Raw genomic sequence first — 22,143 nt, forward strand, 5'->3', positions numbered from 1 at the left:
CGCCGAAGACTTCCCACACCGAAACATCGAAGCTGTAGGAATGCCACTGAGCCCACACCTGTCCCGGCTCCGACAGGACGTTGACACCCAGCGATCCGAACAGTCCGGGTACGTTGCGATGCGGGATGGCAACACCTTTGGGGACGCCGGTCGTTCCTGAGGTGTAGATGAGGTAGGCGATGTCTTCGGCGGCTGGGCCCGCCAGCTCAGCACCGGGCCCCTCATCGGTGTCCACTACATCACCGATCTCGACCACGGTAAGTCCGAGCCTGTCCAGCCGGTGCCGCTGCCTCGCTGCGGTAACACCCAGGATCGGTGCGGCATCGGCCACCATGAACTCAATGCGGGAGACCGGTAGTGCCGGGTCGATCGGAACATACGCCGCACCAGTTTTCAACACGGCCAGGATCGCCACGATGGCCTCCGCAGAGCGGGAGAACATCAGCGCGACAAACTCACCCGGGCGTGCCCCCTGTGCCGCCAGGGCCTGCGCCAGCCGGTTGGCAGCCTCGTCGAGTTCCCGATACGTCATCGACCGGCCGTCGAAGGTCACCGCCACCGCGTCGGGGGTGCGAGTCACCTGCTCCGCGAACAACGTCGGAATGGGCTTTGGGTCTGCGTGTTTCACCAGTTCTGCCCGGTTGCTCCAGCACTCGAGGCATGCCTGCGCGGCCACTTCCAGCAGACTGATCGATGACAACGCCCGACCGGGCTCGGCAATCATCGCCGCTAGAACCAATTTCAGCCGCTCGACCAGGGCTTCCACGGCGGCGAGGTCGAAGCTGCCGGTGTCGTATTCAACACGAAGGCCCAACTCGCGGCCCGGCAGTGCCTGCACGGCCAGCGGGTAATGATTGGATTCGCGGAAGTCGAATTCGGTAATGGACAAGCCGTCTACGAGAAGCGGCCCGGTGCTGTCGATCGGATAGTTCTCGAACACCAATAGGGTGTCGAACAGTGCGTCCTGGCCGGTGATGCGATGGATATCGCTCAGTGCGAGGTGCTGATGCTCAAGGGTGTCGTTATGAGAAGTCTGCAATTGGTGCAATAGGTCTGACGTGGTAGTGCTCGGTGTAAGGGTCGCGCGCACGGGCACCGTGTTGATCAGCAGGCCCACCATCGATTCCGCACCGAGGACCTCCGCCGGTCGTCCGGAGACCGTCGTACCGAACGCCACGTCATGCTGGCCGGTCATTGAACTCAGGAGCAACGCCCACGCACCCTGGAGCACGGTGTTGGCGGTCGTGTGATGCGTGCGCGCCAGCTCGCCGAGCGCCCGCGTGGTGTCTTCCGGCAGCCGGAAGGATTCAACACCTCTGCGTCCCAATTTGTCTCGGCTGGTCGGGCAGGCCAATGTGGGGGTGTCGAAACCGGCCAGCGCCGCACCCCACGCTGCCTGGGCACTCACGCGATCGCGCTCGGTCAACCAGGTGACAAAGCTGCGGTACGGCGCGGGCACGGGCAGCCGTTGCCCAGCGAGGCCGGCGAAGATCTCTCGCATGAGGATCGGCATCGACCAGCCGTCGAGCACGATGTGGTGGGCGGTCAGGACGAAACGGTGCCGGTTCTCAGCGATGCGGATGAGCGCGGCCCGGACAGCCGACTGGTTCGTGAGGTCACAGACTGCGGTGCGTTCGGCGGCACAGACCTTCCGGATCTGCTCCTCGACATCAAAGTCAGCTCCGTGCGCGTTGGCGAGTTCGAGGTATTGCCAGGGTACTTCGGGATCGAGGGGAATCACCTGCACCGGGTGTTCGAACTGTTGGCAGAAGCGGGCCGCCAGATGCGGGTGCCGTCCGATCACGGTGTGAACAGCGTCGCGGAGGCGCTCCGCATCGAGTGCCCCATTCATGACGACGCTCAGCTGCATCGCGTAGACATCCTCGGACCCCTGTGCCGCGCCGGCATGAAAGAGCAGACCCTGTTGTAGGGCGGTGAGAGGCAAGACGTCGGCGATGCGGTGCTGCTGGCTCAGCTCATCGATCTGGCGCTGACTCAGCGAGGCAGGAACGATATCCGAGGGGGTTAGTCCGCCTCCGCCCCGGCGCACATGCGTGCAGATGCCGGCCAGCGCGTCGAACCACAGTTGGCTGAGCCTGCCGACTTGTGCGTGATCAAGCACCGAGGGTGCCCACGTCCAGTCGGCGTGCAGGCGTGGGCCGGTGTCCGTGTCGACGGTGGCGGCATTGAGCTCAACGCTATGCCCGAGTGAAGTTGGCACCATCCCGGCAATGCGTGTCACCGAAAGGCCCTCGGAACAGATTCGCCACGCGTCGCCCGCGGTTCCACCGAGGCGGCCCAGGTAGTTGAACGCCACTACGGGGTCGGGTATTTCGAGGTCGACATCGGCGTTGAGGTAGCGCAGCAGACCGTAGATCACGCCGGACGGTTGGCTATGTAGCTGCTCCTTCGCGTCTTTGATCACCGTCCCCAGCGCGGCGTCACCGTCCACCACCTGGGCCCAGCGCAGCCCGCCCAGTGCCAGCGAGGCGGGATACTTCGCGGTGAACCACCCGACCGTGCGCGAAAGATCGATACTGCGACCGGCGGCTCCCCCCAAATCGGCCAATTCCTCGTGGCGTCCGTGCGCCTCCACGTCGATACCGATGGGCAGACCGCTGCTTCCTGTGAACTCAGCGACCGCCAATCCGAATGCAATCAAAAGGATCTCGTGCACTCCGGTGTGGAAGGCCGCCGGCACCCGGGCGAGCAGTGTGCGCGTAGTCTCGGCGTCCAACGATGCCGACAGCTGTCCAGCACTCTGGTAGGTATCCGTGTCCGCGCGCGGGGCTGACAACACCGCCAGCGCCGACATCATCTGTCGCCACGCTTGTGCTTGTTCCACGGCACCCGGGTTCTGGGCAGCATGGACCAGCAGCTCGGCCCACCGGGCGAATGATGTGCCCGTCGATGGCAGCGCCACCGGCGATCCTTCGCGGTGCTGGCGCCACGCGATATTGATATCTTCCAACATGATTCGCCACGAAACCCCGTCGACGGCCAGATGGTGCACGATTAACACCAGCTGGCTCACGGAGGTCACCCAGAGCGCACTGAGCATCACGCCGGTGGACGGATTCAATCGCGACCGCGCTGTCATCAGCGCCTCATCGGACAGCACATCCACCGCGCGCAGGCAGGCGTGCGCATCGACCGCGCCTACCTCCGGCACTGTCAACGACCACCCGCCCACGCCGTCGTCGTCCACACGCAGCCGCAGCATGGCATGGCGATCGAGCAAGGCCTGCAACATGACCACGGTGTCGTTCTCTGTGACACCCGTGGGCGCTTGGATCAGCGCCGTCTGGTTGAACTCACTGACCGACTCGCTGGTCTTATCAAGGCTCTTCAGCCACAGCATGATTGGTGTTGTCGGTACCGGCCCAAGGCCCTCATCGATCGATTCTTGGATACCGCCGGTCGCGGCGGCTACCCGGGCCAGTCGCGCCACGGTCTGCTGGACAAAGATGTCGCGCGGACGGCACTCCAGTCCCGCGGCGCGCGCTCGCGAGGACACCTGCATTGCCAGGATGCTGTCCCCGCCGAGCTCGAAGAATGAGTCGTCGACGCCAACGTGGTCCAAGCCCAGGACCTGCGCGTAGATGTCGGCCAGGACCTCCTCGGTGGTGGTACTGGGCGCCCTGTACCGATCGACAAATCGATACTCCGGCGCGGGAAGGGCGTTTTTGTCGAGTTTCCCGTTAACCGTCAACGGGAAGGTTTCCAGCACCACAATCGCTACCGGCACCATGTAGGACGGCAACTGCTCGGCCATCGCGGTGCGCAAGGCGCCGGTGTCGGCAGCCCCGATGATGTAGCCGACCAGGCGTTTATCTCCGGGGCGGTCCTCCCGGACAATCACGACCGCCTGCTCGACATCGTCGAATTCCATTAATGCCGACTGGATTTCGCCAAGTTCGATGCGATAACCCCGGACCTTGACTTGCTCGTCCGCGCGCCCCAGATACTGCAACTGTCCATCGAGGCCCCAGCACACCAGATCACCGGTTCGATACATCCGCGCTCCGCGGCCGCCGAACGGGCACGCCACAAATCGAGTCGCTGTTAACGGATTCCGACCGAGGTAGCCATAGCCCACGCCAACACCGGCAACATACAACTCTCCAACAGCACCGGCGGGCACCGGACGTAGCCAATCATCAAGCACAAAAAAGGCCAAGTCTGCCAACGGGACACCGATCGGGCTGGCGGCAGTGTCCGCATCGGCGGCGGTGACTTCCCGGTACGAGGCATGCACCGTCGTCTCGGTAATCCCGTACATGTTGATTAGTCGCGGCAGTCCCGGATGATCGGCCAGCCAGGTTCCGAGACGCTGTGGCATGAGGGCTTCCCCGCCGAATACCACCACCTCGAGCCCAAGCTGCTGATGTTCGGGCAGCTGCGTATCGACGGATTGCAGGGCATAGAAGGCCGACGGCGTCTGACTCAACACACCGACGCGTTCGCGAACCAAGAGGGCGTGAAGGTCTTCCGGTGAGCGCGTGACGGACTCGGGAACCACCACCAGCCGCCCGCCATGGAGCAGCGCACCGAAAATCTCCCACACCGAGAAATCGAAGGCCAGAGAATGGCTCTGCGCCCACACCTGCCCCGGCAGCAGTTCAAGGTCGGCATCGATCGCATCTAACAACCGTGTGACATTGTCATGCGGAATGGCAACGCCTTTCGGAACACCGGTGGTGCCCGAGGTGTAGATCAGATACGCGATGTCATCGGGTGCCGGTGTTACCTCTAATGCTGCACACGGCTGGCCATACACCGTGCGGTCGTCAATATCGATCACAGTCACCGCGCGCCCATCCAGGCGATTCACCAGGTCCACGGAAGTCACAACGACAGCTGTCCCAGCGTCGGATAGCACGAACTCCAGCCGCGCATCGGGCACCACCGGATCAATCGGCACGTAAGCCGCACCGGTTTTCAGCACACCCATGATCGCCACGACCGCCTCGACAGATCTCGAGAACAGCAACGCCACCCGCTGCCCGGGACCCACTCCGTGCGCAACCAACAAGTGTGCCAACCGATTCGAGGCAGCATCCAGCCCGCGATAGGTCATTGCACTGTCGCCGAATTTCACCGCTACGGCGCCCGGATCGCGCGCCACCTGAGCGGCAAAGACCTCCGGGATCGATACCGGTTGGCGCATCGGCGACATCAGCGCCCCGCGATTACTCCACACATCCAGCTGGGGGCATTCGGCCTCGTAGCGGACATCGATCGCCGAAAGCATACGGCCCGAATCTGCGGTCATTGCCAACAGCACTCGCTCGAAGCGGTCAGCCAGGGCGCGCGCATCACAGTCGGAGAACAACGTCCCGATACCCGACGTACTGAGGAAGAGCTCCTCATCGTTCTTGATGAAGACGAGTCCGAACTGATCTACGAGCCCCGTGTGGGTTACGGTCCCCGACCCCGCTGCTCCGGCGAAGTCCGCCAACCGGGTTGTCGGAATGAAGTTGATGGCCGCGCGATTCGTCACCTGCCCGCCGCGCTGAAGACCTGTCTTGTTCTCAATAGCCCGCAGCGGGAAGCGCTGATGCCGCAATGCTTCTTGGATACGCCCATCGACATGTCTACAAAATTCGGCCACCGTGGCAGTCGGCGATGTTGTCAACCGCAAGGGCACAACACCAGAACTCATTCCGGGCACCAACAATGACTCCGGGCGTACCCGTCGACTCACCGGGAAGTCGAGGACGATCTCCGTACCCCCGACCTCGCCATGCACCAACAGTGCGCATGCCGCGGTGATCACGGCGGCACGACGCACCCCCAACACATGGGACAACTCACGGGCCTTGGCGACAACCGACGGGTCCAACTGAATGGGTGCCGACGGCTCATACTCTCTGGCTGGAGTCACGACAACATGTGTCGGCCCCCGCCGCGGTTCGCTCTCCAGCGGTCCGCAATTGGCCCAATAGGCCTCGTCGGCGGCGTAGTCGTCAGAGGCCTCGTACTCGGACTCACAGTCGATGAGACTTTTCAACGATCCAAAGATGGGCGCAGGTATCGGTGTATCCGTAGCGATCGCAGAGTAGACGGTGGCGATGCGGTGACATAGCAGTCCCATGCCGATTCCGTCTGTCGCGATGTGGTGGCAGCACACAAAGAAATAGAAGTCGTCAGCCCGTGCCTGCATCAGTGCAAACTTGAACAGCGGGCCGTTGAGCGGCATCGGCTTACGGCGGATCGACGCCGCTATCCGATAGGCATCACGCATAGGATCCGAAGAGCCAGTTAGGTCATGGTGAGCGAGCTCAACGTCCGGATAGTCGACTACCGTCTGGAAAACCTGGCCATCCCGTTCAGAAAATGCGGCTCTGAGTGGTTCCGCCTCACACACCACATGACGCACGGCCCGCTCCAGCAGGTCATGGTCGATGACGCCTTCGATGCGGCCGAGCATGCCCAGCTGCCATTTGACTCCGGCGTGACCAGTTTCCTCGGCAAGCCAAATGTCCAACTGCCCCCGCGTAAGCGGGAGCGCCCCATGATCACATTCCATTGGTCCCCACCCACTGCTTAATGTTCAACAGTCCGACCGTGTGCCACCCTCTCGCGCAGGCTTTTTGGCCGGATATCCGGCCAGTTCTGCTCTATGTTGTCCAGGCAGGCGGCACGGTCCGCTGCGCCGAAAACCACCCGCCAGCCAGCCGGCACCTCGACAAAGGCCGGCCACAAGCTGTGTTGCTCCTCGTCGTTGACCAGAACGAAAAAGCTGCCATTGTCGTCATCAAATGGATTGATACTCAACACTTCTCCCGACACCATCCACGCACGATAAGTGGAACCTGTTCTAAAACTAACCGAGAGATCACGGTGAGTGCGCGTTTTTAGAGAAATCACCAATACTTGCTACTGGCTGGTTACGGCCGGGGCATACCGTCCGACATTGCCGAACATGAGAGCCCCAAGAGGGGCGAATTGGCTGCTAGTCGTAACCAAACCGGGCGTGAACAGCTCGACGCCATGGCCACGACACAGACAAAGCCAGTTGTCTCATAGTTTGCTGTATAGCCTCTGGCACTCATCAATTGATGTTCGACGAGGTACCGTACGTGACCAGATATGTGGCGTGAAGGCCGCACTCGACAAGCCTGAGTGAGCATCCACGCCAACGAAGTACCCGACTTCCGAAAGTACGTGCGTACCCGCCGCAACACTCGTACCGTTGGATGGCACCGTGCGTCTCGAACTGAGTCACTCTCCGCGACAGGCAAACTCGCGCCAGTGATGGCCGGGACCATCGGCGTGTGAGCTGTCATACCCACTATTGCTTAGGATCACGCACAGTGAGCAAAATCGCGAAACCGGTACTACCGCCCGGACCTCCGCTCCCATTGGTGGCGCAGTCCATACTGATGGCGGCCTATGGTCTGCGCTTTCTCGCCGGCTGTCAGCGCCGCTACGGCAATGTATTCACACTGCGTATTCCCTTGTCTGGCAAGGTCGTATATCTGGCGAATCCGGCCGATATCAAGAAGGTCTACGCCGGCGACCCACGGGTCTTTCATTCCGGAGAGGCACACTGGTTCTTTCGTGGTCTGCTTGGCGACAGCTCACTGTTCGTGCTCGACGAGGACGAACACCACGATCAGCGTCGCCTTCTCATGCCCGCCTTTCATCGTGATGCCGTCGCGCGCCAGACGACTCAGATGGCAGACATCGCTGCCGCAAACATAACCAAATGGCCGGTTGGTCAGAGCTTCCCCGTTGCCCCGTTCACCACAGAGATCACACTCGAGGTGATCCTGCGAACAGTTATCGGCGCTACCGACCCGGTACGGCTAGCTGCATTGCGCAAAGTGGTACCGCGTCTGCTCTACATGAAGCCGTGGGAAACCCCAGCGATTACCAATCCTCGCCTGCGACGGTATTTCCCGTGGCGGGGGGTCGGCAGACGGATGGCCGAGACGGATGCTCTGCTCTACGCGGAGATCGCCGAGCGTCGCGCTGACCCCAATCTGGACGAGCGCACCGATGTGCTGGCCATGCTTGTCAGCGCCACCGATGATGACGGCCGCACGATGTCCGACCAAGAGCTGCGTGATCACCTTTTGACGTCCATCGCGGCCGGACATGAGACCACCGCGACCGCACTGTCCTGGGTGCTGGAGCGACTGACACGGCACCCAGCCGCGTTGGCCAAGGCTGTACGCGCCGCCGATGCCAGCGCAACGGGAGATCCGGGCGGCGATGAGTACCTCGACGCAGTCGCCAAGGAGACGTTACGAATCCGCCCGGTCATCTTCAGCTCGGGCAGAGTGCTCAAGGAGCCTGTAGAGGTTGGCGGCTATCTGCTACCGGCCGGCATCATGGTCGATCCGGCAATCGGACTCGTGCACTCAAGTGCCACGGTGTATCCGGATCCAGACCGATTCGACCCGGACCGAATGCTCGGTACCACGCAGAGCCCAACCACCTGGCTGCCATTCGGCGGCGGCAATCGCCGCTGCCTCGGGGCCACCTTCGCGATGGTCGAAATGCGAGTGGTGCTCCGTGAGATCCTGCGCCGGGTCGACTTGAGCACCACCACCGCGCCCGATGAGAAGCAGCAGGCAAAACACGTCACCTTCGTGCCACATCGTGGCGGGTACATTGAGGTTCAGGCGATCCGGGACTGTGCGCCCGCAGCGCCACCACGGTGTCCTGCTGGCCTTCATGGCACGACGCAGTCGGCCGACCCTCGGCGCTAAACCTACGGCCGTGGGCCGGATCTGGTCACCGCTAACTACTCCTAGCCAGACCTTCAACGAGATCTGCTGCAGCAATGACACTTTCAGCGGGTCTGGTCATTCGTGTGGCGACCTCCCTGGCACGATCCACACAGTGCGGTTCGAGAATTGTACGTAGGTCGGTCACCAATGTCTTCGCGGTCGTGGTCGAGAAACGCCGGGCGGTGCCCACTTTCAATCGTTTGACACGTGTACCCCACAACGTCTGGTCGAGGTCTGTGGAAAGGATCAACGTGGGAACACCGGCCCGCAGGCCCGCAGCGGTTGTGCCGGTGCCGCCGTGATGCACCACTGCGCGGCAGACCGGGAAGACCGCTGAGTAGTTCATCGCGTCCACCACTTTGATGTTCTCTGCGGGCAACACCTGACTGAAATCGGACCCGGCAGAACATACCAACGCCCGCTCGCCCAACTCTGCACACGCCGAACTGATCATTGCGAGCGTCTGGGCGGCAGATTCCACCGGCAGGCTGCCGAAGCCGAAGAAGATCGGCGGCGTCCCGGTAGCGATCCACGAGGCCACCTCGTCATCGAAATCTGTTGGTAAATCCAGTGTCAGCGCACCGACGAAGGGCCTACGGCCCTCATGCCCCGCCCATTCCTCGGCGAGGCCAGGAAAGCAGACCTGGTCGTAGGCCTGGATCTCCAGCGATCCACGTGCGGTGATTCGCCACGGTGAGGGTGCGGTGGCTCGCGGCAGCGCCAGCTCACCGCGCTGTACACCCTCGACCTTCTTCGCGTTCTGCCATGCCAGCCACTCTCCTAGCCTCATCGTCGATCGGCCCAACGGCGCAGGCAGTAGAGGTAGGAACAGCCCGTTGGCCCGCAACGGAAAGAAGTGCAGCGTGGCCAGCGGAATGTCGTAATACTCCGCCACATTCCCTGCTGCGTCTTCGAAATTGACGCCGGTAAAGAGCACGTCCGCGCCCTGTGCCAACGATGTCAGCGTCGCGACGATGTCCTTCCAACATTGCAGGAACGGCTCCACGACCTCACGCCGCATCCTGATCAGATCTCGTATCTTCCAGAAATTACGAAAGAAGTGCGTCCAGAAATCGCGATGTGCGTCCAGAACCGCCTGCAGATCCGGGCCGTAGGCGACTGCGGTAGGTCCGGCCGCTTCCACAAAGGCGATGAGATCGGGTGGGACGGCCATCTGCACGTCATGGCCCCGGCGCAACAGCTCTCGGCCGACCGCGACGCACGGCTCGATATCGCCGCGTGTCCCGTAGCTCGCCAGTACAAACTTCATCGGGGCATCAGCCAGCCCTCTTGAGACGGACGAAATCTTCCAGCAGATCGGCGGCGGTCACCGGGCTCTCGGCGACCCCGGTCATTCGGGTAGCGACCTCGCGGGCCCGCGTGACGTACTGCGAGTCGCGGATGGTCCGCAGGTCCGCGAGCAGGGTCTTCTCGGTGGTGGCCGAGAAGCGGCGGGCGGTACCCACTTTCAGCCGCTTTACCCGCGCACCCCACAGCGTCTGATCGAGATCTGTCGAAAGAACCAATGTGGGGACCCCGGCCCGCAGACTCGCGGCGGTGGTGCCGGCGCCACCGTGATGCACCACTGCGCGGCATGCTGGAAAGACCGCGGTGTAGTTCATCGCGGCGACCACTTTGACGTTCTCGAAAAGTGAGACACGGCTGAAATCACTTCCGCCGGCGCACACCAGGGCCCGCTCTCCCAACTGATCACATACCGCGCTAATCATGGCCAGTGTCTCGGCGGCAGATTCGACGGGCATGCTGCCGAAGCCGAAGCAGATGGGCGGTCTTCCCGCCTCTATCCACGAGGCCACTTCGGTATCGGAATCTGTTGGTAGATCGAGTGTCAGTGCACCGACAAAGGGCCGTCGACCATCGTATTGGGCCCATTCGTCGGCCAGACCAGGCATACAGACCTCGTCGTAGGCCTGGATCTCCAAAGAACCGCGCTCCGCTATCCGCCACGGCGAAGGTCCGGTGGCCTTGGGGAGACCCAGCGAGCGACGCTGTGGGTCCTCGAGCCTCTTGAACATCGGCCAGCCCAGCCACTCCGACAGCCGCATAATCGACCGGCCAAGCCGTGCAGGTAGTCCCGGGACGAGCTGGCCATTCGCGCGAATCGGAAACACGTGCAGCGTGGCGAACGGAAGGGAGTAGTACTCCGCGACGTTACCAGCCGACTCCTCACCGAGGACACCCGTGAAAAGCAGGTCGGCATCGGCCGCCTGCGATCTCAGTGTTGTACTCACGTCCTCCCAACACTGAACCAAGAACCGCCAATCTTCACGGAGTAGCTCCCGGAGATCCCGGATCCGCCAGAAGTTCTTCCAGAAGTTCCGCAAGAAGCGGGCCCAGAAGTCGCGATTCACGTCCTGCCATACCCGAACATCTGGACCACAGGCGACCGCAGAGAGCCCGGCCGACTCCGCAAAACCAACTAAGTCGGGCGGAACGACCATGCGTACCTCATGCCCGCGGCGTAAGAGCTCGCGGCCAACCGCCACGCCCGGCTCGACATCGCCGCGTGTGCCATAGAATGACAGTACGAATTTCATCGCAGAGCCCTTCACATCCAGTGTTCCTGCGGAATGAGAGCGGGAGCCTCGCCACAGCTCGACCGCCCGGCAGCATATCCCGATGCCTCCGTTATCGTCTTTCAATTCAAGAGATTTGGGCTTTACCTCGACAGCCATCCGCGCCAGGGCGAGCCTTGCGGATGATCCTCGGCCACCGCAGGTCAGGTCCAGCGACAAACCAAAAATTCCTGGCCGGAATCATCGACGCTCGTCGGATTACCTTCAATTTCGCTGAATCGTCTGAATAGCAAAGGAATACGATCGCATCTCTAGACGAGCCGTGCAGATTCAGGTCACTTGAGTCGCAGCACAAAACCAGTCTGGTCACCGCGATTCTGCTGATTGAGCTGAGTCGCCCGCTTCTCCCATTCCCAGATCTGCTTCGGACGGAACATACGGAGGATCTTGGGGTCGGTGACCGGAACATCACCCCGATAAGCCTCGCTCCCGGTGAACTGACCAAAAGTTGAATCATCAAATGTCTGATCTACTCGCAGACCGGCACGCTCAGCGGCCAGCGCCATTCCCTGACGCGAAGGTATGACCATGTGCCGAGGCGCATCGGCCTGCACCCAATCGGCCCCGTACATGGACCACGCCTCCGATGACGTTGTAGGCACCCGAGCCAGGCATGTGCCGCCGACGGCCAGCTTCTTGGACGCTACCTCGAGTGTGGCCACCGGATCGGGCATATGTTCGAGCGAATGGTTGAACATAATAAGATCGAATTCACCTGGTACGTCACATAAAAAACGCCGTAGGAGCGGTATCCGTTCATGTGACTCGCCGTCTTCAGCGATGAACGGGTCCGCCCCGAGCAGGCTGACGAAGCCGACCCGTGCCAGCCTGTCGAGCAGCGCGCCACTTCCACATCCAACATCCAGGATCCGCGCATCACGTTCAATTCCAAGCCCGGCAAGCATCTTGACAGCATCCCCACCCAGCAGCACGCGGAAGATGCCCTCCGGTATCGGCGAGGTCATAACGGAACCGAATACCCGCCCACCACTGCGTAATTTGAATCTGTCGCGCTGCGTGACCAACCATTGAAATGCCTTCGGCTGGGCCGATCCATTGTGCGAGTAATAGGCCTGTGGGTAATGCCGCATGAGCTCTTCGCCCTGCAGCACGTCGACCATCTGCAACGTGTCGCACGCGGCGCAACTGAAGTACTCGAACACCTCACGGGTGCCAAACATCATTTCGCGTATCTCGAGGGTTCGGTGAGGACCCGTCGAGCCGCACAGTCGGCATGTACTGGTAACCGCCGTCATTCACATCTCCCCTACAAGACTCTGGGTCCAGAGAACGCGCACTGCTTGCCATGGGCTCGTGACCGGGCGCCACAGAACAGCTTTCAAAGGAACCCCAGACGACGAACCTACCGCGTAGTGTCTTTGTACGTGTGGGGATCGGTGCTAGCGCTCGTGGTATTGGTCGCCCTGAACCCGATACGACTGGGCATCACCCTCCTCGTGATCTCGCGGCCGCAGCCTGTGCAAAATCTGCTGATCTACTGGGCGGGCTGTCTCATCGGCTGCATCCCCGCCGTAGTGGTTCCGTTGACACTTCTGCATGTGACACCGATGTTCAGATCATTCGCGCAAGGTGTGGCGGGCAGCCCCACCATTCGGCACGTCCAACTCGGCATGGGAGTGCTGGCGCTGTCGGTCGCCGCACTCATCGCATCGCGGCCACTGCTGCGTGGCCGGCAGCTCCAGCTTCAGGGATCAACGAGTGGGACCGCGACGGCATCCCAGCCGAATCTGCCTACCCAGAACCCGATCTCGCGGCTCCTGGGGCGGGCGGGAGATGCACCGACTGACGGCGACTCGCTGCTCCAACGACTAGTCCGCCGCGCCACCAACGCGTGGGAGAGCGGTTCGTTATGGGTCGCCTTCCTGATCGGCCTGCTTCTCGGCGGTATCGAGCCCGACGCGGGCCTGTTCCTTATCGCCATTCTGGTGACCTCCGGTGCCGCGCTCGGGACGCAGATCACGGTGGCTGCCGTCTTCATCGTCGGAGTGCTGGCAATCGTGGAGCTCACCCTGGTCAGCTATCTCGTCGCCCCCACGAAAACCCAAGCGGTTGTGCAACTGCTGCATGACTGGGCGTTGGCTCATCGGCGAAAGATTCTGGTAGCCATGTGCGTAGTGGCCGGGATATCACTTCTGATCCACGGCCTGGGCGGCATCTGAGGAACCAAAAGGACCGATGCCTGCACGAAATTCATTCGGACACAACGGTTCGCCAAATTCGTCAGCGGGGTTCCCGGCCGCCTTGGTTCCCGATTCTGCCGAGAAATTACGCCCACCTGGGTAGTGTTCCGGGCCGTGTGGGGTCTACTGCTCGCGATGGCGATCATGTTCGCGGTCAATCCGGTCCTTCTTGCCATCATCGTCTTGATGATCTCGCGCCCTCAGCCAGTACAGAATCTGGCGGCCTATTGGGTCGGCAGCATGATCGTCAGCCTTGCCGGTCTACTTATTCCGCTGATCGTGCTACACATAGCGCCATCGTTTCGCTCCTTTGTGGAGGACATGGCCACGCCGGGCAACAGCATCACCACGCGACTCGTAAACCTCGGCATGGGCGTTCTCATGCTGTCGATAGCCGCACTGATGATCGTGCGGTCACTTCGCGAGCGGTCACGCGTAGGCGCAACGATAGGCGACACCTCCGCGCAGCCACACGATTCGGATATGGCCCACCACATCACATCGCCGTTCGGCACCCCCCAAAGTGAGGCCGAGGCGCGCGGTTCGGTGTTCCGCAGCCTCCTCTATCGCCTTCAAAAGGCCTGGGAAGACGGGGCTTTGTGGGTTGCGTTCGTGTTTGGCCTCGCCGGGCTACCGCCGCCCATGTTGGTGATCTTCGTACTCACTCCCATAGTGGCCTCCGGGACCCCGATCGGTACCCAGGTCATCGCCGTCATCCTGTTCGTCTTCGGAATGTTCACGGTCGTCGAGATCACGCTCGTCAGCTATCTCGTTGCACCCACGAAAACCCTTGCGGTACTGAGGCCGTTGCACGACTGGGCACTCGCACACCGCCGCCAGATGTTGATTACCATTTTCTCAGTCGCTGGGATGATTCAGGTAGTCAACGGTATTGCCTGAATAGGTGGTTCGATATGCGATTCGCTCGTGTCAGGCCCATGTCCCACTGCGCCCGTTGGCCGTCGCCATGACTTCGTAGATCAACTTCATCATCGATGGGCGAGTGCGTCGGCTGAGCTTGTGGAATCGCTGGAAATCCTCGACCATCGCCCGGAAACCTCGCTCGCTCGTCCGATACGCGTCCAAGACCTGGTCCAATGCCGACGGCTCCCAGGGCTCGTCGGCAGCGGCCGCGCAGAGCGTTTCGTGCACCACCGACATCCAGTCCGTGCCGAAGGGCTCTGTGACGGGCCCACTGTACTTCTGGCGCCGAAGGTCAGTTTCGAGGAAATCCTCTATCTCGGCCTCGTCCCTGGCTTCTAAGTCGAGCCCGAGCGCTACCGCAGTACGTTTCATCTCCCGGCGCCAGTCCTCTAGGAGGTTCGTGTATCCCACGAACACCCGCGGGACGTCGCGCGTACATGCCTCGGCCAACAGATTGAACTTGAGCCACAGTGCGCTCGAGAACTCCGGCGAGGCGGCCGCCTGGGCGGCAACCGAAGCGATGACCTCCGTTGGGTGGCGCACCGCTATCACAGTCGCCACATCGAAACCGGCCAGATCTGCTGCTTCGAACCACATATCAGACAGCAGATTTATCCTCGGGTCCTTGACGATAATCAGTGGCGCCAACGGCAACGTCCCCAGGTACGTCCGGATCTCGGCGATACAGGTCGCCCTTTCACCGGCATCGAACGCGCCCTCTTCTTGCAGACGCAAGGTCGTGTCGAACCTGGAGCTGCCGTTGCGATGCAGAATCCTCTCATTGAGGATGATGACCTTGCGCGGTTCCCAATATCCCCGTGGATTGGCCGGGTTCGCACCCGCCAGGGCTGACGGGAGCGCGCCGCCGCACAGTGACAGCGCACGGGTTATCGCCGATGTCCCCGATCGCGCCATACCCATGACAAACAGAATCACGGGGCGGGACTGACCAGCCGGAGTCACGAGACCGCTCGTCTCAAGACGTAATTGACTGCCGCACATTGCATCATGAACTCTTTCCCTGTTTCTCAATCGTTTCGCCCAGCGCGACTCGCAACCATCACCGTCGGGCCCAGCCCCCGTCTAGTCCGAAACTCCACGGCGATACCCGGATCTGCGTGATGGGCAAGCGCGCGCAGCGCGGACGGGCTGTAGGCGCGCAAGGAGCTGATGAAACCGTCGTGCTGCAGCGGCGAGAACCTGACAAGGGGCAGCCCCACCGCCAATAACGCGATATGAACCGGGACCGGCGGCCTGGGCAGGTCCACGATCAAGAGCTTCCTCGCCGCACGGGTTCCCGATGCGAACACTTGAGCAGCGAGATCGGGCGAAAGATGATGCAGTGACAACGCGAATATCGCAAGGTCGTAATGATCGTCCGGGGAGTCGATTGCGGTGGCATCCATCTCCCGCACCGTGGCACGGGGGTGGCTGCCGAGATCACCGGCGGCTGCCGAGGCCACGAAACTGGGGTCGATGTCGGTAATCGTCACGTGGGCCGCTGGATGCATGTCCAACAACTTGCGTGACAATCCACCAAGACCTGCACCAAGTTCAAGGATCTTCGGAGAGTTCACATCAGCGACCTCGCGTAGCGCCATGCGGGCGCACTTCTCGTGAATGCCTATCCACCGTCGCCGCCCCGCACGATCGAGCGAGCACATGACCTTGCTCTTGAGATCATCGACGTCATCGCGGTCCAGATACTCCAGACGTCCGGTCTGCAACCGCCTGTCCAGCCAGGAAGCATCCGGGCCGCCCCGAGGCATGCACGAGATATCGCGGGCTCTGTTCTCCACGTAGAACATCATGGATCACAGCGGCGCCGTAGGGCAGGACAGTCGTGAAATCAAATGCGCTGCAGGGCATGAAAAATGCAATGACGATGCAGTTACTTTCTTCTGCACCAGGCCCGAGATCTGGGTCCAGGCGTCCGTCAGATATCCGACGCCCTCGGCGAAAAAGATTTCGCCACAACATGTCCACCGAACAGCTAGGCTCCCGATCAATTCGGTTGATCAAGCTCGGCTGGGCGCCTGGCAGCGTGCGCCGCAATCTGGAACACGCGCGTCGTCAAATCCATTGTCGCCCACAGCGCGAAACCGCAAACGCACAGCTGGGAATGAAGGAGTCTGACTGGTGCCTGGACGGTTACATCGGGTGCGAAAGTCTCTCAACGACCGGAGGGTGTCCAAAGCTACTGTACGGCTGGACAATCGGCTGGACTTGGCAGACGAGGCTCTATTGGCGGAGCATCATGCCGCAGGCATGAACGTGATCATCCAGGTGACCTGGCTCTACAGCCACGCCGTCGACCTCGAGGCGTTACGGCGCTTTCATCACAATCTCGGTCGGGGCCTGTTGGGCCGACGCATCGAACGCCCGGCGCTGTCGATCGCCCGGCATCGCTGGGTGGAGGACCGGGGCGCGTCAGACATCGATGTCGTTCAACACGCACGACCCCGCGCCGAGTTCAGCGATTGGATCGATGAGCGGTCGCAGATGCGCATCGACCCCGAGGCAGGCCCTGGCTGGCATATCGGTGTGCTGCCTCTCGACGACGGAACCACCGCGATCAGCCTGGTGCTCTCGCACAATCTGATCGATGGGCTCGGGCTGGCGCTTGTGATAGTTGAAGCGGCCCTGGGCAAGACCCGCGATCTTGGCTATCCGCTGCCACTATCGCGCACCCGGCTACGAGCATTGGGTCAGGATGCGCGACAGACGGCGCGTGACGTACCTCAGGTCGCGAAAGCTCTGGTGGCGGCGGTGAAGCTCGGCCGAAAACAGGCGCGTGATAGGAGTCGAACCGACCGAGTGCCGGCACCGCAACCGGTCGCTGCCGAACCGAACGAGGCCGACGAATTCGTTCTCGTACCGGCCCTCACGATCTACGTGAGCCTGGATGACTGGGATGCCCGTGCGGACGCCCTCGCCGGGGCGAGCCATACACTTGCCGCCGCCTTTGCCGCCCGGTTCGGGGAGCGGATCGGGCGGCGACGCACAGACAGCGGCACGGTGACCCTGCAGATACCGATCAGCGAGCGCACTGAGGACGACACCCGTGCCATGGCACTTTCCTATGCCCGCGTCAGCATTGACCCAACCTCACTCACAACGGATCTACGCGATGTCCGGTCTGCCATCAAACAGACGCTGACGGCCCTGAGGGAGACGCCCGACGAGTCCAAACAGCTCCTGTGGCTGCCCTCGTTCGCACCGAAACGGACGCTACAACGGATGGTCGCCAGGATGCCCGCTGATCCGGATCAGTCGGTGTTCTGTTCGTATCTAGGCGATCTCAGCTCCATGATCGGCTATCCCGCCGGAACGCTCGCCGACTTCCAAAACGCACGAGCGACCGGGCAACGCGAGAGACGACAGCTACTCGAGCGCACTGGTGGTCGCATGTTCATACTCTCCGGGCGCCTCAACGGCAAGATCTTCATCAGTGTCGGCGCCTACCAGCCGGGCACCGCGAACACTAAGGAGTCGCTCCGTGAACTGGCCGAGCTCACCCTGGCCGATTTCGGTTTGATCGGCGAGATCCACTGACGGATTTCTCCGCCATGTGCGGTCACGCCGAACGGGCGAACGTTGCGGGTCAGAAGTTGTGGCAGGTTCGGTAGGCCTGTTCCATCACTCCCAGATATGGCTGAAAGGCTGGTGCATTCGCCACATCTTGAGCCGTCTGTGCCCGCTTTTCTGGCCCTGCCGCGAGGAATTCGCGTAACCCGCGTTGCAGTATCGGCGATTGGGACAACGCCTTACCGAATTGCGGATCCTGCGCATTGAGGGCCGCCACCACTTGCGGATAGCTGCATGTGGTGTTGATGGCCAAATCCAGGTCAGGATCCGCGGATGCGATCCCGGCCGCCGTGGCCAGCGACAACGCCAGTGCTCCCAACCCTACAGACAGTCGAGCAAGCGACACGGAGAACATATACGTACTTCCTTTCTTACCAATATTTTTCGTAATCCGAAGTCAGGCATCTTGCATCACCAAGGGGCGGGGTCTCTCCACATCTCGGTGTGCTCTGGCGGGGCGGCGGAGTACTCGCTGTGGCCACCAGAACCACCTGCCCAACAGCGCAGCGATCGCCGGCGTCATAAACGCACGCACCACCAACGTGTCGAACAACAGACCGATCCCGATCGTGGAACCAACCTGCCCGATGACACGCAGGTCGCTGACCACCATCGACAACATGGTGAACGCGAACACCAAACCCGCAGAGGTCACCACCTTGCCGGTACCGCCCATGGCCCGAATGATCCCCGTGTTGATGCCCGCGCCCAGTTCCTCCTTCATTCGCGAGACCAACAACAGGTTGTAGTCAGAACCCACCGCCAACAAGATGATCACGGACATCGCCAGTACCAGCCAATGCAGTTCGATGCCGAGGATGTTCTGCCAGATGAGCACGGAGAGCCCGAATGCGGCGCCCAACGAAAGTGCCACTGTGCCAACGATAACCAGTGCCGCGACAAAGCTTCGCGTCATGATCAGCATGATCCCGAAGATCAGACAAAGCGCCGCGGTTGCCGCGATCAGCAGATCGTACTTCGAACCGTCGACGATGTCCTTGACCGATGCGGCTGTACCCGTCATATAGATCTTGGCGTTTCGCAACGGCGTGCCCTTGAGTGCCTCTGCCGCCGCCGTCTCAATCGGATCCACCAATGACATGCCCTCGCGCGTCGCGGGATCGCCCCGCTGCGAAATGAGCATCCGCGCGGCCTTTCCGTCCGATGACAGGAAGATGTTCATCACACGTTTGAAGTCCTCGTTGTCGAACACTTCCGGAGGCAGATAGAAGGAGTCATCGTTCTGGGCGGCATCGAAGGCCTTACCCATCGCAGTCGAGTTACTGGTCGACTGCTCCATCTGATCGAAGATCCCCGACATGGTGCTATGCATGGAAAGCATCATTTTCCGTGTGGATTCCATGGTCTCGATCATCACCGGGAACTGTTCCGCCATCTGCGGAAGGAGTTCGTCCAGCCGATCAAGATTGGCAACGAGGTCACCCAATTTGTCGGATACCTCGTCGACTCCGTCGAGAGTGTCGAAGACTGAACGGATGGCCTGACAAACGGGAATGTCGTAGCAGTGCTTTTCCCAGTAGAGGTAGTTACGGATCGGCCTGATGAAGTCATCGAAATCCATGACGTGGTCCCGCAACTCGTTCATGATCACTTCGAGTTCGTGCGTGGTTCCGACCATGTCGTGGGTGGTGCCCACCATCTGTTCGGTCAACGACTGCATTCGCTTCATGATGGCGATCGTCTTCAGCATGTCGTCCGCCTGGACCAGCAGATCGTCCATGCGATTTCTCTGAAACGGCATCAGATGGGATTGGCTCGCGCTGCTCATGCTGAGCATGAACGGGATGGTGGTGTGTTTGAGCGGCTCACCTCCGGGACGGGTCACCGCCTGCACCCTGGACACACCGGGCACAGCCTGGACTCCGCGGGCAAGCTTGTTCAGCACCAGAAAATCGACAGGATTGCGCATATCGTGATCGGCTTCGATCAACAGAACATCGGGTGCCATCATCAACGATTGCGGGAAATGACGTGAGGCTGCCGCGTAGCCCACATTGGCCGGAATGTCTTGTGGGATGTATTTCTGGTCGTTGTAGCTCGGCTGGTAAACGGGCAGTGTCAACAGCCCGATGAGCGCCACCGCGCACGTCGCTACCAGGATCGGCGCCGGCCAGCGCACGATCGCCGTGCCGATCTGCCGCCATCGACGGACCGTGACCTTTCGCTTGGGCTCAAACAGCCCAAAGCGGCTGCCTACCGCGATAACTGCCGGAACGAGTGTGATCGCCACCGCCACGGCGACGACCATGCCCACGGCGGTGGCTACACCCAACGTCTGATAGACGGGTAACCGCGTGAAGTGCAGACAGAGGACCGCACCGGCAATCGTCAATCCCGAGCCCAGGACCACCTTGGCAACACTGCGGAAGGTGGTGTAGAACGCGTTCTCCCGGTCCTCGCCGGCTTGGCGCGCCTCCTGATATCGCCCGGTGAAGAATATGCCGTAGTCCGTACCTGCCGCGATGGCAAGTGCCACCAAAAGATTGACGACAAACGTGGTGATACCGATAAGACCGAGGTTGCCGAGTAGCGCCACGAATCCTCGTGCCACCGTCAACTCTATTCCGACGACAACGAGCATGAGAATGACGGAAACGACCGATCGATAGACCAAGAGCAGCATCGTGAAAATCACCGCAAGGCTCAGACCCGTGACCAGAAGAACAGTCCTGTTGCCGGCAGGACCCAAGTCCGCGGCGAACGCTGCCGGGCCGGTCACATAGGCCTTCACTCCCAACGGCGCCGGTGTCCGGTCCACAATGGCCCGTACCGCCTCGACGGATTGATTCGCCGACGCCCCCTCCCGGGGATCAGTAAGGGCTACTTGCACATATGTGGCCTTGCCATCAAGGCTTTGCGCAGCGGCCTGCGTCATTTGGTCGCCCCAGAAATCCTGGACGTGCTGCACATGCGCCGTGTCGGATTTCAATTGACGAATCAGTTCGTCGTAGTAGCGATGCGTATCGTCGCCCAGAGGTTGCTGCCCCTCCACGACGATCATCGCCACCACGCTGGAATTGGACTCACCGAACAGCTGGCCCATCCGTTGCGTCGCCTGAAATGATGGTGCCACATCCGGATTCATCGCCACCGCGTGCTCCTTCTCGACCTGCTCGAGTGAGGGGACACTGATGCTCAAGATGACAGCTATCGCCAGCCAGCCGAGGATGATCGGAATCGAGAGGCGACGAATCATTCGCGCCAAGAACGGGGGGCGGTTGCTTACCGGCAACGGCTCTGTCGGAGGGTCATTGAGGGTGCTCATGCGGCCTTCAACATGCAGAAGGTCAATGCGCTGACGCCGTATCGGATCTTCTCGTCCTTGACCTTGTCACCCACGAGAATGCGGCACCCGATGCTGTCTGCGTCACCCTGCGCGGTGAGGTTACCCATGGCCGTCGCCTCGGTGATCGGGAATTCCACCGACCAAGGCAGCGTGGCCTCCCTGATGACCTGCGGCTCCGCGTCGGCATCGAAGTAGCTGATGGTCGCCACCGCGCCAGGGGGACCGAACACTTCGTAGACCAGGTACTTCGGATCGTGTGGCCGCTTCTCTTCCCGCTCGGTGTTGGCGTACGCGGGACGACGCTCGTTACCGAAGACACCGTGCAGCCGCGACACGGTGAATCCGCCCGCAACTCCCACGACCGCTAGCACCAACGGAATCCACACACGCTTCAAGATCGTGAAAATCTCGAGTCCCTCCGACTGTCTTCCGCGCTCGGCAGCATGTCAGCTGCACAAACATGTATCTCCAGATCGGATGTGAACACAACGGATAACCGAACTTCGAATGCGGCGGCACCCAGGCTCGGTCATGTGCGAAGCACCGCCAACGTGCGGCACGCCTCGTCGCGCGCGACCCGATTCCGACGAGTAAACCACGTTGACTCATCACGAAGGACACAATCCGTGATCTCGGTCTGGAAACGTCTAATACCTTGATAACAAGCAAATTTGGGAATGAAATGCTCGTGCAGAAATCGTTGTTCGCCCGGATTTGGAGCCTAGCCGTAATCACATCACAAACAGGCCGGACCTTGAAATCCGCTGGGAGAGAACGGCGCA

14 protein-coding genes (1 of these 14 running past the window's edge) are annotated in these 22,143 nt (G+C 61.3%); 4 read left to right on the forward strand and 10 right to left on the reverse strand.

All coding sequences use genetic code 11. The features are described 5' to 3' along the window. A protein-coding gene (locus BB28_RS23400) for a non-ribosomal peptide synthase/polyketide synthase (RefSeq protein ID WP_046255267.1) crosses the window boundary here: on the reverse strand, positions 1-6,532 show its 5' portion. Its footprint begins 17,864 nt before the window's first position; 6,532 of the gene's 24,396 nt are visible here — the first part of the coding sequence; the start codon lies at positions 6,530-6,532; its stop codon lies beyond the left edge, outside the window. Between the two features lie 17 nt (positions 6,533-6,549). Further along, positions 6,550-6,780 (reverse strand): MbtH family protein, encoded by a 231-nt coding sequence (locus BB28_RS23405; protein WP_046256121.1) that lies wholly within the window; start codon positions 6,778-6,780, stop codon positions 6,550-6,552. 539 nt (positions 6,781-7,319) lie between these two features. Here BB28_RS23405 and BB28_RS23410 point away from each other — a divergent pair. Further along, on the forward strand, positions 7,320-8,723 hold the full coding sequence (locus tag BB28_RS23410) for a cytochrome P450 (RefSeq protein ID WP_046255268.1): 1,404 nt from the start codon (positions 7,320-7,322) through the stop codon (positions 8,721-8,723). Positions 8,724-8,754: 31 nt separating this feature from the next. Here the strand turns inward: BB28_RS23410 and BB28_RS23415 are convergent, their stop codons facing one another. From BB28_RS23415 to BB28_RS23425, 3 genes are all read right to left on the reverse strand, one after another. Further along, on the reverse strand, positions 8,755-10,014 hold the full coding sequence (locus BB28_RS23415; protein WP_046255269.1) for a glycosyltransferase: 1,260 nt from the start codon (positions 10,012-10,014) through the stop codon (positions 8,755-8,757). Positions 10,015-10,021: 7 nt separating this feature from the next. Next, positions 10,022-11,302: a glycosyltransferase gene (locus BB28_RS23420; RefSeq protein ID WP_046255270.1), complete on the reverse strand. Its 1,281-nt coding sequence runs from the start codon at positions 11,300-11,302 to the stop codon at positions 10,022-10,024. A 314-nt stretch (positions 11,303-11,616) separates the two neighbouring features. Next, a complete protein-coding gene (locus BB28_RS23425; protein ID WP_046255271.1) occupies positions 11,617-12,597 on the reverse strand; it encodes a class I SAM-dependent methyltransferase in 981 nt (326 codons plus the stop codon). Positions 12,598-12,726: 129 nt separating this feature from the next. Here BB28_RS23425 and BB28_RS23430 point away from each other — a divergent pair, with 129 nt between their 5' ends. Further along, positions 12,727-13,521, forward strand: coding sequence for a GAP family protein (locus BB28_RS23430; protein WP_046255272.1), 795 nt, complete (start codon positions 12,727-12,729; stop codon positions 13,519-13,521). A 135-nt stretch (positions 13,522-13,656) separates the two neighbouring features. Next, complete coding sequence (locus BB28_RS23435; RefSeq protein WP_046256122.1) at positions 13,657-14,442, forward strand: GAP family protein; 786 nt, start codon at positions 13,657-13,659, stop codon at positions 14,440-14,442. A gap of 30 nt (positions 14,443-14,472) precedes the next feature. Here the strand turns inward: BB28_RS23435 and BB28_RS23440 are convergent, their stop codons facing one another. Both BB28_RS23440 and BB28_RS23445 read right to left on the reverse strand, forming a co-directional pair. Beyond that, positions 14,473-15,387 (reverse strand): sulfotransferase family protein, encoded by a 915-nt coding sequence (locus BB28_RS23440; RefSeq protein ID WP_225421962.1) that lies wholly within the window; start codon positions 15,385-15,387, stop codon positions 14,473-14,475. Positions 15,388-15,494: 107 nt separating this feature from the next. Further along, entirely contained in the window at positions 15,495-16,274 is a 780-nt protein-coding gene (locus BB28_RS23445; RefSeq protein WP_046256123.1) for a methyltransferase domain-containing protein, read from the reverse strand. Positions 16,275-16,674: 400 nt separating this feature from the next. Here BB28_RS23445 and BB28_RS23450 point away from each other — a divergent pair, with 400 nt between their 5' ends. Continuing rightward, on the forward strand, positions 16,675-18,021 hold the full coding sequence (locus tag BB28_RS23450; protein ID WP_419894533.1) for a hypothetical protein: 1,347 nt from the start codon (positions 16,675-16,677) through the stop codon (positions 18,019-18,021). A gap of 49 nt (positions 18,022-18,070) precedes the next feature. Here the strand turns inward: BB28_RS23450 and BB28_RS23455 are convergent, their stop codons facing one another. From BB28_RS23455 to BB28_RS23465, 3 genes are read right to left on the reverse strand one after another with little or no spacing between them, the layout of a single operon-like run. Further along, entirely contained in the window at positions 18,071-18,409 is a 339-nt protein-coding gene (locus BB28_RS23455) for a hemophore-related protein (RefSeq protein ID WP_046255275.1), read from the reverse strand. Between the two features lie 42 nt (positions 18,410-18,451). Continuing rightward, entirely contained in the window at positions 18,452-21,340 is a 2,889-nt protein-coding gene (locus BB28_RS23460; RefSeq protein WP_109550454.1) for an MMPL/RND family transporter, read from the reverse strand. Continuing rightward, positions 21,337-21,747, reverse strand: coding sequence for an MmpS family transport accessory protein (locus BB28_RS23465; protein ID WP_081252321.1), 411 nt, complete (start codon positions 21,745-21,747; stop codon positions 21,337-21,339). Before BB28_RS23465 ends, BB28_RS23460 begins: the two co-directional genes overlap by 4 nt. Positions 21,748-22,143: the final 396 nt, after the last annotated feature.

The organism is Mycobacteroides chelonae CCUG 47445 (assembly GCF_001632805.1).
In the GTDB taxonomy this organism is placed as follows: Bacteria; Actinomycetota; Actinomycetes; order Mycobacteriales; family Mycobacteriaceae; genus Mycobacterium; species Mycobacterium chelonae.